This window comes from Solidesulfovibrio magneticus RS-1 (assembly GCF_000010665.1).
In the GTDB taxonomy this organism is placed as follows: Bacteria; Desulfobacterota; Desulfovibrionia; order Desulfovibrionales; family Desulfovibrionaceae; genus Solidesulfovibrio; species Solidesulfovibrio magneticus.
Map to the genome: position 1 here is coordinate 4,609,804 of NC_012796.1, position 15,000 is coordinate 4,624,803.

Here is a 15,000-nt window from a genome sequence, read left to right on the forward strand (position 1 = left end):
TAGTTCATGACTTCGCCAGAGGACACAGACCCATGCCCCTTGACCGCGAAAAATCTGACAAATCAACAGAGAAAGAAGCCGATTCGACTGCCATCACGAAGGCAATGGATCTGATGACAAGTATCATCCTTCTTCGTCAGAACCGAATCGTGCGGGGCAGGCCCAATGGACGAGATAACCGGCCAAGTACCCTGAACAAAAATCTGTTTGGCGGCGTCATCGGCAACATGCTTGAATGGTACGACTTTGCAGTTTTTGGTTTCCTGGCCCCGGTGATCGGGAACAATTTCTTCCCCTCGGACAATCCACTGGACTCGCTTTTAAGCGCGTTTGGCGTATTTGCGGCGGCTTTCATCGCCCGGCCGCTGGGGGGAATCTTTTTCGGTTATGTCGGCGACCACTTTGGCCGTAAAAAAGCCCTGCAATTTTCCGTGCTGCTGATGGCCGTCCCCACGGTCCTGATGGGTTTGCTGCCTACCCACGCTGCAATCGGAACCCTCGCCCCGATCCTCCTGGTGTTGCTGCGCCTGATCCAGGGACTGTCCGTTGGCGGCGAACTGATCGGTTCGATCGCCTTTGTGGCTGAAACTGCGCCGTTGAAGCAGCGCGGCTATTACAGCAGTTGGACCTTTGCCAGCAGTTACACGGGCATGACGCTGGGGTCGCTTAGCGCGGTTGGTCTGTACGCAGCGCTTGGAACCCAGGCCATGCAGGACTGGGGTTGGCGCATCCCCTTTCTTTCCGGCATCGTCATTGCCCTTGCCGCGTACTGGATTCGTCGGGAATTGACGGAAACGCCGATTTTTAAACGCATGCAGCACGGCGGGCAGGTTGACGCCAACCCCCTGCACGAAGCCCTGCAACTGGTGCCTGGGGATATTTTCCACGCCTTTGCGCTGGTGGCGCTGGTCGGCGGCGGATTCTACACGCTCTTTATATGGTGGCCCACCTTCCTGACGGACTATCTCCACCCCGGCATTCCCCATGCGGCGGCGCTGAATACGGTGTCCCTGATCGTCCTCATCATTCTTATTCCCATCGCGGGCCGGCTCTCCGACATCTACGGGCGCAGGCCCCTGCTTGTCTGGAGTTCGGCCGGGTTGACCCTCTTGTCCTGGCCGCTTTTTCTGCTGGCGACCCAGGGTGGCTTACTCCCGGCACTGGTGTCGCAACTTTGCTTCAGCGCGCTTATGGGTCTTTTTCTCGGCCCGATTCCCGCGACGTTGGTTGAAATGTTCCCGGCGCGCTATCGCTATAGCGCCATCGGGCTGAGCTACAACATCTCCTTATGTTGCTTCGGCGGCACAGCGCCACTCCTGGCCACCTGGCTGGTCAAACACTACCAGACCATTAGTGCGCCAGCGCTCTATGTGGTCGCCCTTTCCGGCCTGAACCTCATCGCCGCCCTGGCCTTGCCTCAGGGCCAACCCCACAGGCCACAACGTGACCTTCTTCAAGAACTTTAACTTCTTGTAACAACAGCGCCATGCGTTCTTTGGAACATTCTCCAGCAGGGACAGGGATCAGCGCAACAGGTCCAAACCACCGTCCGTCCTGCGGCGCAACGGAATTCGAATTTTTGACTGGCGCTGAAAACAGTTTCTTACGAGTGCGTAATTGACATCCTTTTTCGACAACGCTGATTTTTCCGAGCGAGGCGTTCATGCCGACACCTGATCCCCAAAAGGCAGAACAAAAGAGACACATCCTTGTTGTTGAGGATGACAAAACCACTGCGAAAATCATGCAGCGCATTCTTTCGACTTCGGATTTCATTGTCACTATCGCCAGCGACGGGGAATCGGCCATAGATCTGCTTAGCCAGGGGACTCAAAAATTTGCCTGCATTCTACTTGACTGCATACTTCCCGGCATGACCGGCCTGGATGTCTTGCGGCGCATTAAGGAAGATATTGCGCTGCGAAACATTCCAGTCATCATATGCACAGCACTCACTGATGCAAACAACATCCGCAATGCCTTTAAAAACGAAGCTTTCTCGTATTTAATAAAGCCGTTTCCTGCAAATTTATTGAACAGCGTCGCGCATGCAGCCGTGGACAGACATCTTGCCCATGCGCCGGACCAGGTAGACGGGCAGCAGCCTGCCTGCGCACTGGAGCTCCTCGACAGCGGAAAATTCCATTGCCGCACCCTGGAGGACGCTCGAAAACTCGCCATGATGCTTGCTGCGATCTGCCCAAACCCTGACCGGGTGACTTCCGGCCTGCTGGAGCTGTTCATAAACGGAATTGAGCACGGGATGCTCGGCATCGCCTATGCGGAAAAAACCCAGCTTATCCTCAGCGAAAGCTGGCTCGCGGAAGTGGAACGCCGGCTGGAGATGGATTGCTACCGCGACCGAAAGGTCGTTGTCGCGTTTGAACGCCGCCCTGACGAACTCGAGCTGACCATCAGCGACGACGGCCCTGGCTTTTCGTATCAATGTTATCTGGATTTTGACCCTGAACGGGCGTTGCATCCGCATGGCCGGGGCATTGCCATGACCTGCCTGTTCAACCTGGAGCATGTCGAATTCCTGGGGTGCGGCAATACAGTTCGCGTCAGAATCCGGCTGACTGAAAACGCTGATGAGAACGCTGCCGGCAAATAGTTCCCGGCAGACCCACCCTGGCTATTTTCCACTCAGGACGATTCCGGCAGAACCCCTTTGTATTCAAAAGCCAAGATGCTCAAATCATCGCCTGGGGGATGCCCGCCCGCAAAACCCATGGCCGCATCATACAAGCCCTGCACCAAGGCGGCGACGGGCTCTTTCTGCAGCGCCAACAACGTACCCTTGGTCCCTTCCTCCCCAAAGAATGCATTCGATGCGTCGGCAATTTCCTCCACGCCGTCGCTGCAAAACACGACTTTGTAGCCTGGAGAAAGCGCAACAGACTCCTGCCCGAAAGGCATAGCGCCAACCCCGATGACGGTTCCGGCGGTCGTCAACGCCGTCACGCCGGCATTCGGATCAACGACCATAGGGGAACAGTGCCCGGCATTGCTGTAGGTCAACACGCCTGTCGCATGATTGAAAACAGCATAGACAATGGTAAAATGCCGTTTGAAACGCATGAGCGGAAATTCTCCGTCAAGGATCCGCAACACTTCTTCCGGTTCCAGTATTCGCGGCGGCTTCACCGTATGGTCAGCTAGGATGCCGGTCGTCGCGTTCAACAATTGGTAGACAAGAACCGATACCATCGCCGCCGCCGGCCCGTGGCCGGCCACGTCGACCATGTAAAGACCAACTCGCTGCGCGTCCAACGGGACAATGTTAAAGACGTCTCCACCGATTGCGTCGCAAGGAACAAACTGCCAGGCAAACTCCAGAGACCCTACTCCTATGAAATGCTTTGGCAAAAGGCTTTTTTGAATTTCCCCGGCCGCCAGTAGCGACGCCTCGATAGTTTCCATCGACTGCCGAAGACGTGCCTGCATCTCGAGTAATCGGACACCGACCTTAATTCTTGCCTGAAGCTCCAGGACGTTGAAGGGCTTTGTCAAATAGTCATCGGCACCGGCGTCCAGTCCCTTGGCAATGTCTTCCTTTGTTCCCAACGCGCTCAACAAAATCAGATAGGGTTGCTGCCTGGCATTGATGGCCCGTAAGCGGCGGCAGACTTCAACGCCGTCAATCTCGGGCATCATCCAATCCAGAATAGCCAGCTTGGGGGCGTCGGCTTGTTGCATCGCCTGCCAGGCTTCGAGTCCATTCGTTGTCGCAACAACTTGGTAGCCCAGCTTTTCCAGACACACTGTCAGGATTTTGCGCGATGCCGGGTCGTCCTCTGCGATCAATATACGCATGGAGCCTCCTGACTGAAAAGCCTTTGGTCGTGCGCCTGTTCGCAGCAACAAGTCAGTATCACCGGCTCGTGTTGCAACGCGGAGGCGCTCCATGCGGCAACTCCGCCAATTTTCATCAAAGCACACCCGGCCGCCAGGGGGCGCGGCAGACGCCATCCCCTGCGCAGCATTACCAGGCGATAATTTCGACCCGACGGTTCTTTTCCCGATTAAACGGCGTATCGTTGGGGGATACCGGCATGGCCGAACCGAATCCATGGATTTGCACCTTCCCGGCGTCAATGCCGTTTTTGACAAGGCCCTCGGCCACCGAAGCGGCCCGGGCTTGGGAAAGGACGGCGTTGGTGCCATATTGCCGCAGCAGGGCGCGACGCAGACGGGAATTATCTGTGTAGCCAATGACCAGGACGGAGCCGACGCCGGCGGCTTTGAGCCGCTGCGCCGCCTCGGCAATCTGCCCGGCCGCGTCTGGCGGCACGCTGCCCTGCTCCGAAGAAAACGGGATGGTGATCTTGACGGCGCCGGAGCCGGTCCTGGTTGCAGGGGCGGGCCCGGGGCCGGGCGCGGCCTCGGAGGTCTTGAGCGCGTCGAGTTTTTGCAAGACTGCAACAAGGTGGCCGGCCGTCTCGGCCCGGACGGCGGCGGCACCGGCGTCGGCCCCGGCCAGCCGTTCCTTGAGGGTCTCAAATTCGGCCAGGATGCGCGTTTGGGCCTCGTCGAGCATGGCCGGCGTCGCGGCAGGCGCGGCGGCGGCGACATCGGGGCCGGCCCCACGAGGCTCTGTGGGCCGGGCCGATTCCCGATAATACACCCAGCCCTGCACCGCCAGGAGCAGGACAAGGACGGCCGGCGCGAGCCATCGCCCGACCAGAAGCTTCTTCCCCGCGGCCTCCCCGGCTTCCAGCGCCGCGACCCGTGACCGCAGTCCGGTGGCTTCCTCGCTTGCCGCCTGCGCCCGGCTCCCGGCGGCCTGGGCCTCGCCCTCCAGGCGCTGCCCCTCGGCCTGGACCTGCGCCAGACGGGCTTCAAGCTCCCGGACACGGCTGCCTGCCTCACGGGCCTGCTCGGACAGCGCGGCCATCTCCCCCTGACCCGCCGCCGCAGCCTGTTCCAGCGCCGCTTTTTCCCCGGCCAAGACCCGCAGGCGTTCCTCGGCCAGACCGGCCTTGAGGGCCAGCCGGCCGGCCTCGGCCGTCGCCTGGGCCGTTGCCGTCGCCTGCCGGCTGCCTGCCTCGCGGGCCTCGGCCAACTCGCGTTCCAGGGAATCCAGACGCGCCGCCGCTGCCTTGGCCGCCAGACGCGCCTGGGACAGCTCCCCGGCCATCGCCTCGCGTTCCTGTCTGGCTGCGGCCAGTTGTTCGGCACCGGCGTGGGCCGCCTGTTCCAGATCGGCAAGGCGCATCCGGGCCGCGTCCAGCTCCGCCAGCCGCTGCCCGGCCGTCTCACGGGCCGCCGCCTGTCCGCGCTCCAATCCGGCTATCCGCTCGCCCAGCGCCGCCGCCTCCAAACGGGCCCCGGACAGGGCCTGCTCGAAATTTTTGCCCTCTCGAACCGCCGCGTCCGCCCGGTCCTGGGCCAGGGCCAGCATGTGCTCCAGTTCGGCAAGGCGCGTTTGCAGCGCCGTTTTTTCCGAAACAAGCCCCTGGCGGTTCGCCTCGAAAGCCTCGGCCTCGCGTTCAAGCCGGCTTATCCGGGCCGCCGCCGCTACAGCAGCCGCGTCCTGGCCGGCGGCCACGACCCGGGCCTCGGCCAACTCGCGCTCCAGCGGTTGCAGACGCGCTGCCGCAGCCTCAGCCGTCTGGCGCACCCGGGACAACTCTTCGGCCAGGGCCTGGCGTTCCTGGACAGCCCCGGCCAGCCGCCCATGCAAATCCTTGGCGGCCCATTGCGCCTCTTCGCCGCGCTCCTGGGCAACGGCCAGATCGCCCCGGAGCCCAGCCGCCGTCCCCCGGGCCTCGGCCAGTTCCCGACCCAGATCGGCCATACGGTCGGACAGGGTCATAGCCTCAAAACGCGCCCCGGCCAAAGCGTCCTCAAGGGTCTTGCGCTCGCGGGCCGCTGAAGCCGCCCGTTCCTCGGCCAGGGCTGCCGCCTGCTCCAACGCCGAAAGCCGGGTCTGGGCGGCCAGGGCCGCGCCTTGCTGCCGCTCGGCAAGGCTGCGGGCCGACCCCAGTTCCCGCTCCAGCGCTCCCAGCCGGTCTTCCAGAGCCGTAGCCTCAAAACGCTTGTCGGCCAGGGCGTCTTCGAGCATGGCGCGCTCGCGGCCGGCCGCCGCCGCACGCTGCTCGGCCAGGGCCGCCGCCTGTTCTCGCTTGGCCAGACGCGCCATGGCCTCGGCAGCCGCCGTCCGATGGGCCTCAGCCTCCTGGCGCGCCGCAGCCAGCTCTTGCTCCAGGGAACCGAGACGGGCCGTCAGACGGATCAGGTCGGCCTGGGCCTTGGCCTTGGCGGCGGCCAGGACCGACTGGTCGGAAACCGCCGCTTGTGCCTGGGCAAGTTCGCGTTCCAGCCGCGCCGCCGTTTCCCCAAGGGTGTGCAGTTCGGCCCTGGCCCGGGCGCTGTCCGCTTCCAGGGCCGCGTGCCGCATAAGCGCCTCGTCCCGGGCCTGCTCGGCCTGTCGGGCGTCCTGCGTAAGACGCGCCGTCGCCTGGGTTGCCGCCTCCAGGGCCGCCTGGCTTTCGTCCATGGCCTCCCGGGTCGTTTGCAACTCCTGCTCGGCAACGGCCAAGGCCTGGCTGGCCCCGGCCGCTTCGCGGGCAAGGGCCTGCCGGCTGGCCAGCAACGCCTCGTGTTCGGCCGCTGCCCTGGCCAGGGCCTCGCCTGCCGCCGCACGCTCGCCCAAAAGGACCGCCATCCGGGCCTCGGCGGCTTCCAGGGCGACAAGCCGTTCCTGGGACAGGGTGATGGCCTGATCGCAAAGTTGTTCAATGGCGGCCAGACGCTCCGCGTCGCCAAGGCCCGGGCCGGCCGCGCCGGTCCGCTTGGCCAAGGCGCCTACGATGTCCTGAAATTGCTGTTTACGTGATTCCAGATCAACGGAGGCGTCGCGGGCGAGACGGGGTTCGAGCTTGTCGGCGATGGCCTGGACAAGGCTGCCGCCCAGGCGGGCACCGAATTCCCGGGCCAGGGAATGGAGTTTGCGGTCCGCTTGGGTATCCTGGGAATTGCTGCTTGTCATGGCTGCCTCGGAAAAGGATATGACAACGGGCCTCGGAGCTACCCGTTGACCCGTTCCCAGATTTCCTGAAATTTTGCCAATTGCGCTTGCAGTTTGGCGTTTTGCGCCCGCAGCGACGCCACGAGTTCGGCGTCCGGCCCGACGGCCTGCGGCTCGGAGGCCGGGGAACGCGACGAGGCCTGCTGGCGCAGGGCGGCCAGTTCCACCAAGGCCTCCTGGAGCCGGGATTGCGTCTCCTCGGCCCGGCGGCCCTGGGCTGCCGCATGCTCTTCGCTGGTTGCCAGGGCCTTTGCGGCGTCCTCGCGTTCCTGACGCATGGCCTGCGCCTGGGCGGCAGCGCGAGCCTCGCCTGCGGCCAGGGCTTTTGCAGCGTCCTCGCATTCCTGTTGCAAAGCCGTTATCCGCGCTCCCGCGCTCGCCTCGCTTTCCGCCAGCATCCGCCCGGCGGCTTCAAGCTCCTGGCGCAGGGCCTGCGTCTGCGCCGCAGCCCGGGCTTCGTTTGCGCCCAGGGCTTTTGCAGTTTCGGCTCGCTCCTGTTCCAAAGCCGCTAGCCGCGCTTCCGCGTGCGCTTCGCTTTCGGCCAGCATCCGCCCGGCGGCTTCGAGTTCCTGTTGCAAGGCCGCCACCTGCGCCGTCAGGGACGGATCAGATGATTCAGGCCGGGACTCGGCCTCGCCGTCCTGGTCGGCCGTCGCCGCCGCCAGGGTCTGGCGCACCTGTTCTTCCAGGGCGGCATGGCGCGCCTCGGCCTCGCTCCGGGCCACCTCGACGCGGTCCAGATACTGCCCGACAATCCCCAGGGCCGCTTCCACGATCTCTTGGTGAAAGCGGTCTTCAAGGGCTTGTGTCAGGGCTGTCTCGGACAGATCCGGAGGGAGGGCGTCCGCGTCCTGGGCCATGGCCGTCACCTCGTCGTGCCGCAGCCAGACGGGCGGCTGGGGTCGAACCGTTGTCTCCCATGTCTCATGGCTCAGCCTCCGCGGACTTCCATGACCCGGCTGCGCGGCACCCCGAAACTGGGCCAGGCTGTTTCGGCATCCCGAAACAGCACCGGTGCCAGCAGGGAGCCCAGAAAGTTGGCCAGGCTCCAGCCCCCAAAGGCCAGATGCTTGCGGTCCAGAAAATACACCGGATCATGGATGGGCGGCAGGCCACGCATGGCCGCCGCTTCTAGCAGTTCCGGCAGGCAGGGCGTTTCCATGAACCCGTAACGGGCCGAGAGCTGGTGGATGCCGCGTCCCAGGGGCCGCACGGTCAGCCGCTGCTCCTCGGGCACGCTCGGTTCGGTCGAGCGCGTCACGGCCAGCACCAGCACCTGCTCGTGCAGCACCTGATGCTGGTTGAAAAACCGCATGAGGGTCACGGGGATGCCGTTGTCGCTGCGGGCCAAAAAGACGGCCGTGCCCGGCACTCGGGGCGGGGCGATGGCCGCCAGATGGGCCAGAAACGGGTCCTGGGGACGGATGGTCTTGGAAAAAATGCCGCCCCACAACGCCTTTTGAAAGGATTCGCAGGCCATCATGCAGGCCATGAAAATAGCCGAGGCAAGCAGGATGATCCAGCCGCCGTCGAAGAATTTCATGAGGTTGGCCCCGAAAAAGAGCAGATCGAGCACCAGAAAGCCGGTGACGATGACGGCGGCGTTGCCCTCGGACCAGCCCCAGTTGTGCATGAGCACAAAAAAGAAAATGCCGGTGGTGATGGCCATGGTGCCGGTGACGGCGATGCCGTAGGCACCGGCCAGATTGACGGATTCCCGGAACAGCAGCACCAGGGCGATGCTGGCGCACATCATGGCCGTGTTGATGGCCGGGATATAGACCTGCCCGGAAACCGCCCGAGAGGTCTGCAGGATGTGCAGCCGCGGCAGATAGCCCAGGGCCACGGCCTGGCGCACCAGGGAAAACACCCCCGAAATCATGGCCTGGGAGGCGCAGATGGTGGCGAGGGTGGCCAGCAGCACCACCGGCAGGAGCAGGCCGTGGGGAACGATGCCGTAAAACGGGTTGCCCATGATGGCCCGGTTGGCCAAAAGGCCCGCGCCCTGGCCGAAATAGTTGAGCACCAGGGCCGGCAGCACCAGGACGTACCAGGAAATGCGGATGGGTTTGGCCCCGAAGTGGCCCATGTCGGCGTACAGGGCTTCGCACCCGGTGATGCAAAGGACCACCGCGCCAAGCACCGCCAGGCCAGCCAAGCCGTTTTCCACAAAAAATCCAATGGCGTAGGTGGGACTGAGCGCCAGCAGCACGCTGGGATTGGCCGCGACCTGGGCCAGCCCGCACAGCCCGATGACCAGAAACCAGGCCACCATCACCGGGCCAAACAGCCGGCCGATGACCCCCGAGCCCCGCCGCTGGAGGTAGAAAAGCCCGCCCAGGATGGCGATGGTCAGCGGCAGCACCAGCACCCCGGCCACGTGGGTGGCCACTTCCAGGCCCTCCACGGCCGAGAGCACCGAGATGGCCGGGGTGATCATGCCGTCGGCAAAAAAAAGCGCCGCCCCAAGCAGCGTGAAAAAAACCAGACTCGACACGGTATGGCGCGGCAACCGCCCGCCGCCCTGGCGCAGCAGGTGGAGCAGGGCGAAAATGCCGCCCTCCCCCTTGTAGTCGGCCCGCATGATAAACGTCACGTATTTGAGGCTGACGACCAGGGCCAGCGACCAGAAAATCATGGACAGGACGCCGAACACGTTTGTCTGGTTTGGGGCCACGGCGTGGTCGCCGAAAAAACAGGCCTTGAACGCATACAGGGGGCTCGTGCCGATATCGCCAAAAACCACGCCCAGCGCGCCAAGGGCCAGATGCAGGTTCATGCCCGGCCCGGCCGGCACGGGCTCGAACAGTTCATGGTCGATATGGTCCTTGGCGCAGGCGGCGGAACCAAACGACCGGCCGCCCCGGCCGTAATGCGTCAGAAAGTCCCCGACCATACCGTCGTCGCCGGGGGCGTCGGCCTGGGGGCGCTTTTTTGGGGAGTGTTCTTCTTTGAAATCCATGGCGGTACGCGCTGCTGGTGCGCGAAACAGCTTGATCCCTGCGGCCCCGTGCCGTTTGCGGGCCGGGAGACGGGACGAATTGTTCGGAATGCGGCACAGGCCATTGAGGCCCTTTTTTCTAACAGGATTGCTTGCAAATTGAAAGCTGCCGCCGTCCGGGTTTCTCCCTGACGGGTGACAAACCGGAATGGGTGCGTCTTTGGCCTGGATAACCACGGACGCTTTGCGTAATGTGCGGCGCAAACCAGTTCCATACGGTTGCCGGCTGCAACACCCAACCCGCCAACATACCGCGCCTCTCCCCGGAAACCGCCATGCGCCAATTCACCCTGGACATCATTGACGAAGCGACCAGCCAACGGGAACGCCTGCTGCTGACAGCCAGGGAGGTCGACCGGCTGCGGCGGGAGGACGACGACACGCCCTTGTCCCTGCTCCTGGCCCGGCATATCGAGGCCCTGGCCCGGCAGCGCGGGTTTAGCCTGGAGGGCGAGCGGGCCAAGATCCGAGACGCGGCCCGAATGCTGCTCGTGGAAGAAGAGGCGGTCATCCGGCTGCATGCTTCCCCCCCGGCCGAGGCCGCCCCGGCAAAGACCGCGCCCGTCGAGGCCGCCCAGGTCCAGCCCCCCCCTTTCGACAACCCTTTGCCGCCGCTGTTGCTATGCCGCTACGACGACCCGATCCAGACACGCGACCGGCTCTGCGACATCCTGGCCCAGGCCAACCGGGTGCCTGTTTTCTGGTCAAGAACCCGGGGCCTGCAACTGCTGGACGCCTCGCGCCGCGCCGCCCTTGATGACGACGTGCCCGGGGACGCCCTGCGCGATCCGGCCGCCCTGCTCGAATTCATCCTAGCCCGGCCCAACCCCCGCATCGCCTACGTTTTGGAAGATTTCCACCACTACATCGGCGGCTCGGAGATGCTCGGCCCGGAATACGGACGATTGCGCGCTCTGCTTCGCGATCTCGGCGCAGTCCTGGCCCACCGTGAGGAAACCGTTTGCCTGCTGACGCCGGCAGGCTTTGAACTGCCTGAAGAACTGCAGGCCTATTTCACCCCGGCCTTTGCCGCCGGCCCCGCCGAAGCCGCCCTGCTTGGCCGCTACGGCACGCTGCTGACGGAGCAGCCAGCCCTGGGCCGGCTTAAGCCCGTCATCGGGGCCGAGGATTCGATCCAGCGGGTGCTGCAGGTGCTTGGCCGCATGGAGGCCAACAACCCCTTGCTGGTCGGCCACCCCGGGGTCGGAAAGACCGCCGTGGTCGAAGGCCTGGCCCAGCGCATCGCCTCCGGTGCCGCCCCAACCCTGGTGCGCGGCCGCAGGCTCTACGCCCTGTCCCTGGCCAGCATCGTCAGCGGCACCCGCTACCGGGGCGATCTCGAAGCCCGCATGGAGAGCCTGTTGCGGGAAGTGCTGCGGGAACGCGACAACATCATCGTGTTCATCGATGAAATCCACGTCCTGCTCCAGGCCGGCGGGGCCGAAGGCTCCATGGGCATCGCGGAAATGCTCAAACCGGTGCTGGCCCGGGGCCAGTTTCCCTGCATCGGTGCCACCACAGTCGAGGGCGAACGCCTCCTGGCCGCCGACCCGGCGCTGTCCAGGCGCTTCCAGAAAGTCTTGATCCAGGAACCCGACCGGGACCAGTGCCTGGATATCCTGCGCGGCCTGGCCCCCTGTTTCGAACGCCACCACGCCGTGGCCATCGCCGACGATGCCTTAAGGGCCGCCGTGGACCTGAGCATCAAGCATCTGCACGACTCCCGGCTCCCGGGCAAGGCTGTGGCCCTGCTCGACGGCGCCGCTTCCCTGTGCGCCCTGCGCGGTAAAAGCACGGTGCAGCTCATGGATGTTTTCGCTGAAATGGAAAAGGTCCGCCGCCACCAGGGCAGCCTCTGATTTGACGGGAACCGTCGGGTCTTTGGCGCGTCAGGGAACAGGCGTTTCGAGAAAATGCGCCAGCGCCATGACGTCGTGCACAAACGGCGCGTCCGGCTCGGTCAAAAGCGCCGGGCGCATCCGCGCCGTGGCCCGCCCCACCGCCCCATCCTCCCGCACGCACAGCGTCCTGCCACCCTCAAGGCTTAAAAACCGCGCCATGAGATTGCCGATCACCGTGCCGGCGTTGCGGTCGGCCTCCGTACGCACCCGGTTGACCACAATGACGGGGTCAAACCGCGCCAACACCTCCCGACCCTGGCGGATAAGTTCGGCGTCGATGGAGGCGCCCTGGCGATAGAAGTCTTCCAGGGTCTTGAGATCGGGCCGCACGTCCGGGTCTTTGGACGCCTCCAGCAGATCCATGAGGCCGGCGTTGCCGGCCTGCTTGAAAAACAGATGCAGCCGCCGGTAGGCCATGGACTTGACGTAGCTGTAAAGGCTCATGAGCGAGGGGATGTCGGGTGTGGTCACCAGCAGGCTGCGCCGGGCCATCAGGGAAAAGTCGATAACATTATTGGACACGCCCGCAGCCAGATCAAGCAGCAGATAGTCGCAGTCAAGGGAACGCAGGTGGCGCAGGAGCTTAATCTTGCGCTGATAGGGCAGCGAAGCGATGCCGGGAACGTTACCGCCGGCAATGAGCTGCAGCCCGGGCAGGCCGGTATCCAGGACAACGTCGGCCAGCGAAGCGACCTTGTTCATGAGAAAGTCGTCGAGGGTGTGGGGCACGTCGCGGATGCCGAAGACAAAATGGAGATTGGAGGAACCAAGGTCGAGGTCCGTAGCCGCCACCCGCCGGCCCAGGCGGCAAAGGGCCAGGGCCAGATTGGCCGAAATGGTGGTCTTGCCCACGCCGCCCTTGGGGCCGACCACGGCGACAATCATGGGCTGGCGCGTCATTGGCCACCGTCCCCGGGCAACCCCAGAAAGGACCGGAGGTCTGCTTCCAGCTGCCTGGCGTCGGCCACGGCGGATGGGAGGGAGTCTGCGGCAGGGGCGTCCTTGGACGGAACCATCACCGGCGTCGGCGCCGCAGCCTTGGCGGCCGCTGGTTGAGCATTGGCCGCTGCCGTCGGCGCGGCCGGACGCGACAGGCGCAAAGGCGCTTGGGCCACCCGCTCGGCCAGTTCCTCGGGATCAAGCTGCCCCGGCAGCAGGACCACCTCGCCGGTGCCTTCTGGCAGCGGCAGGGTCGCCCCCCGTTCTCCCAGCACCAACGCGGCCACGCCGGCCCGGGCCAGAGCCGGACAACTCCGGGTGAAAAGCGACAGCTCTTCAGCCAGGGCGTCGACGGTGTCGAAAATGAGGATGTCGGGCGGTGAAGCGGCCACGGCAGCCATGGCGTCGCCGGCCCGCGCATGCAGCCCGGCCGTGAAGCCGTGTCGGCGCAGCTTGCGCACGGTCACGTTGCCGCGGATGGGATCGCAGGAAAAGATGACGACAGTCCGGCTCATACGCCTTGATCCGCCTGTCCCGACCGGAGACCTGGCCGGCTGGGCTGCATCGGTCGGCCCCCGCCCCGAACCGGGACACAGCCAGTCGGCGCTTCCCCTGCCGGGCCGGCAACGCCCGCCGCCGCCTGCCGGGAACGGCCGCTGGACACGGGTATGGCTAATCCGCCTCGGTCAGGGCCATGAGCAGGGCACCTTTGGCCGTGGCGTAGAGGGGATCTTCAGCCAATCGCACGCCCGAGATGGAGATCGGCAAATTGAAGCGCTCCAGGGCCTTGGCGAAGCGGTCATGGCAGCCCCGGGGCATGGCCGTGCCGCCGGAAAGGACGATGGGAACGGGCTTGGCGATTTTGGGCAGCTTGTCGGACGCGGTCAGAACGCGCTGCAGGGCACCGAGCAGCTTGTGGATCACTTCGTCGTAGTAGATGTGCAGGGCCGTATGGATCTGGCCCTTGGGATCGCGGGACAGGTCGAGTTCCTCTTCCTTGATGCCCTTGATCTTGGTGGCCGGCTCGCCCACGGAAATGCCGGCCATGGTGTCGATGTAGTCCCCGGCCATCTGGAGACTGAACGTCACCACGGGAAAGGACAGGTAGGACAGGCAGACGTTTATCATGCCGCCGCCCATGCTGACACCAAAGCCGGTGTAGTCATCCTCGCCCAGTTCCGACAGCACCGTGGCCATGCCCTCGTTGATGGAAACGGGGGAGTAGCCGAGGCTTTGCAAAAACATCTTGAGCACTTGTTCGTGGTACGTCACGGCACCGGGGGTCGGCGTCTCAACGGGTTCGCCGGGGATGCCAAAGCAGATGGTCTCGCCGAAGCGCTTGGGCTTTTGAATGAGCGTGGACACCAGCGCCTGGACCACCTTGACGCCTTCCTTTTCGGACGGACTCAAGAGGCCGGCCTGGATGGGCCGGCGGGTGCTGGTATTGAACATGTTGGCGAAGCTGTCGGCGGAATAGCCGATGATATAAAACAGATTGCCCAGCTCGAAAAAAATAATATCGTGGCTTTGCAGTATCTTGCGGGAAAACTTGGAAACCGGAACGGTAAAAAAAGCGTTGAGTTGATTGGCCATGTGCAGATGCCGCAGCCGATTTTGGGCCGAAACAATATGGCTAGTGCCGATGTCGAGTCCCACGGGACCGCTGGGGCGCTCCGCCCCATCCGGGCCGCCTTCGCTCTGATGGCCGATGGCCGGTTTCTGGGAGGCCGCCGCCGCCCGCTCCATGGACGCATCCTCCGGCAGGGAACCTCCCCAGGCCACATCGCCGTCCAGGGTGTTGCGAGCCGCATCCAAGCGTTCTTTTTGCTCGAATATGTTCGCCTTATCCTCTTGGGACATCCTCACCCCCCCTATTGGCCCGAAAAAATTCCAACTTCACAGACTTCACGCCCAAGAGCAGCTACTACCCTTGATGCCAAGCAATATCAAGCGACTTGTCCCAAACGCCCGTTTCAGGAAATCACCAACCCGTCCTTGCGCTTCAAGAGCGCCAGAGCTGTTTCTGCAAGTTGGCCAGGCCCGCTTGAAAACCATCCCTCTACGACGGCAAGCCCACTCGGTTGCCGTTTCCATCCAAAAGCAGGGACGGCCGCTATCCCGAGAGC

10 protein-coding genes are annotated in these 15,000 nt (G+C 64.1%); 3 read left to right on the forward strand and 7 right to left on the reverse strand.

Annotated elements, in window-relative coordinates; genetic code table 11:
* Nucleotides 1-32 precede the first annotated feature (32 nt).
* Together DMR_RS19185 and DMR_RS19190 are read left to right on the forward strand one after the other, a co-directional pair.
* Nucleotides 33-1,466 (forward strand): MFS transporter, encoded by a 1,434-nt coding sequence (locus DMR_RS19185; protein WP_015862695.1) that lies wholly within the window; start codon nucleotides 33-35, stop codon nucleotides 1,464-1,466.
* Nucleotides 1,467-1,663: 197 nt separating this feature from the next.
* Nucleotides 1,664-2,614 (forward strand): response regulator, encoded by a 951-nt coding sequence (locus tag DMR_RS19190; protein WP_015862696.1) that lies wholly within the window; start codon nucleotides 1,664-1,666, stop codon nucleotides 2,612-2,614.
* Nucleotides 2,615-2,646: 32 nt separating this feature from the next.
* On the opposite strand, the gene DMR_RS19195 is transcribed toward DMR_RS19190, so the two are convergent.
* The 4 genes from DMR_RS19195 to DMR_RS19210 form a co-directional block, all read right to left on the reverse strand.
* Nucleotides 2,647-3,816 carry a PP2C family protein-serine/threonine phosphatase gene (locus tag DMR_RS19195; RefSeq protein ID WP_015862697.1) on the reverse strand — a complete coding sequence of 390 codons (1,170 nt, stop codon included), beginning with the start codon at nucleotides 3,814-3,816 and terminating at the stop codon, nucleotides 2,647-2,649.
* A gap of 169 nt (nucleotides 3,817-3,985) precedes the next feature.
* On the reverse strand, nucleotides 3,986-6,994 hold the full coding sequence (locus tag DMR_RS25645) for an OmpA family protein (RefSeq protein ID WP_015862698.1): 3,009 nt from the start codon (nucleotides 6,992-6,994) through the stop codon (nucleotides 3,986-3,988).
* Nucleotides 6,995-7,032: 38 nt separating this feature from the next.
* Nucleotides 7,033-7,893 carry a hypothetical protein gene (locus DMR_RS24765; RefSeq protein WP_043601151.1) on the reverse strand — a complete coding sequence of 287 codons (861 nt, stop codon included), beginning with the start codon at nucleotides 7,891-7,893 and terminating at the stop codon, nucleotides 7,033-7,035.
* A 71-nt stretch (nucleotides 7,894-7,964) separates the two neighbouring features.
* Nucleotides 7,965-9,995: a potassium transporter Kup gene (locus DMR_RS19210; protein ID WP_232502837.1), complete on the reverse strand. Its 2,031-nt coding sequence runs from the start codon at nucleotides 9,993-9,995 to the stop codon at nucleotides 7,965-7,967.
* A 314-nt stretch (nucleotides 9,996-10,309) separates the two neighbouring features.
* Between DMR_RS19210 and DMR_RS22590 the strand changes: the two genes are divergently transcribed.
* Complete coding sequence (locus tag DMR_RS22590) at nucleotides 10,310-11,893, forward strand: AAA family ATPase (protein WP_158304261.1); 1,584 nt, start codon at nucleotides 10,310-10,312, stop codon at nucleotides 11,891-11,893.
* Between the two features lie 30 nt (nucleotides 11,894-11,923).
* Here DMR_RS22590 and DMR_RS22595 read toward each other — a convergent pair whose 3' ends face one another.
* The 3 genes from DMR_RS22595 to DMR_RS19230 all read right to left on the reverse strand — a co-directional run bounded on the left by DMR_RS22595 (nucleotide 11,924) and on the right by DMR_RS19230 (nucleotide 14,734).
* Nucleotides 11,924-12,835, reverse strand: a complete 912-nt coding sequence (locus DMR_RS22595) for a P-loop NTPase (RefSeq protein ID WP_015862702.1) — start codon at nucleotides 12,833-12,835, stop codon at nucleotides 11,924-11,926.
* Complete coding sequence (locus tag DMR_RS19225; RefSeq protein ID WP_015862703.1) at nucleotides 12,832-13,389, reverse strand: hypothetical protein; 558 nt, start codon at nucleotides 13,387-13,389, stop codon at nucleotides 12,832-12,834. Before DMR_RS19225 ends, DMR_RS22595 begins: the two co-directional genes overlap by 4 nt.
* A 157-nt stretch (nucleotides 13,390-13,546) precedes the next feature.
* Nucleotides 13,547-14,734, reverse strand: a complete 1,188-nt coding sequence (locus DMR_RS19230) for a hypothetical protein (protein WP_198408668.1) — start codon at nucleotides 14,732-14,734, stop codon at nucleotides 13,547-13,549.
* Between the last annotated feature and the right edge of the window lie 266 nt (nucleotides 14,735-15,000).

Coding starts and splice junctions, on each gene's coding strand:
- DMR_RS22595 (WP_015862702.1), bottom strand. CDS start 12,835: ATGACGCGCCAGCCCATGATTGTCGCCGTGGTCGGCCCCAAGGGCGGC.
- DMR_RS19225 (WP_015862703.1), bottom strand. CDS start 13,389: ATGAGCCGGACTGTCGTCATCTTTTCCTGCGATCCCATCCGCGGCAAC.
- DMR_RS19210 (WP_232502837.1), bottom strand. CDS start 9,995: ATGGATTTCAAAGAAGAACACTCCCCAAAAAAGCGCCCCCAGGCCGAC.
- DMR_RS19195 (WP_015862697.1), bottom strand. CDS start 3,816: ATGCGTATATTGATCGCAGAGGACGACCCGGCATCGCGCAAAATCCTG.
- DMR_RS19230 (WP_198408668.1), bottom strand. CDS start 14,734: ATGTCCCAAGAGGATAAGGCGAACATATTCGAGCAAAAAGAACGCTTG.
- DMR_RS19185 (WP_015862695.1), top strand. CDS start 33: ATGCCCCTTGACCGCGAAAAATCTGACAAATCAACAGAGAAAGAAGCC.
- DMR_RS24765 (WP_043601151.1), bottom strand. CDS start 7,893: ATGGCCCAGGACGCGGACGCCCTCCCTCCGGATCTGTCCGAGACAGCC.
- DMR_RS25645 (WP_015862698.1), bottom strand. CDS start 6,994: ATGACAAGCAGCAATTCCCAGGATACCCAAGCGGACCGCAAACTCCAT.
- DMR_RS22590 (WP_158304261.1), top strand. CDS start 10,310: ATGCGCCAATTCACCCTGGACATCATTGACGAAGCGACCAGCCAACGG.
- DMR_RS19190 (WP_015862696.1), top strand. CDS start 1,664: ATGCCGACACCTGATCCCCAAAAGGCAGAACAAAAGAGACACATCCTT.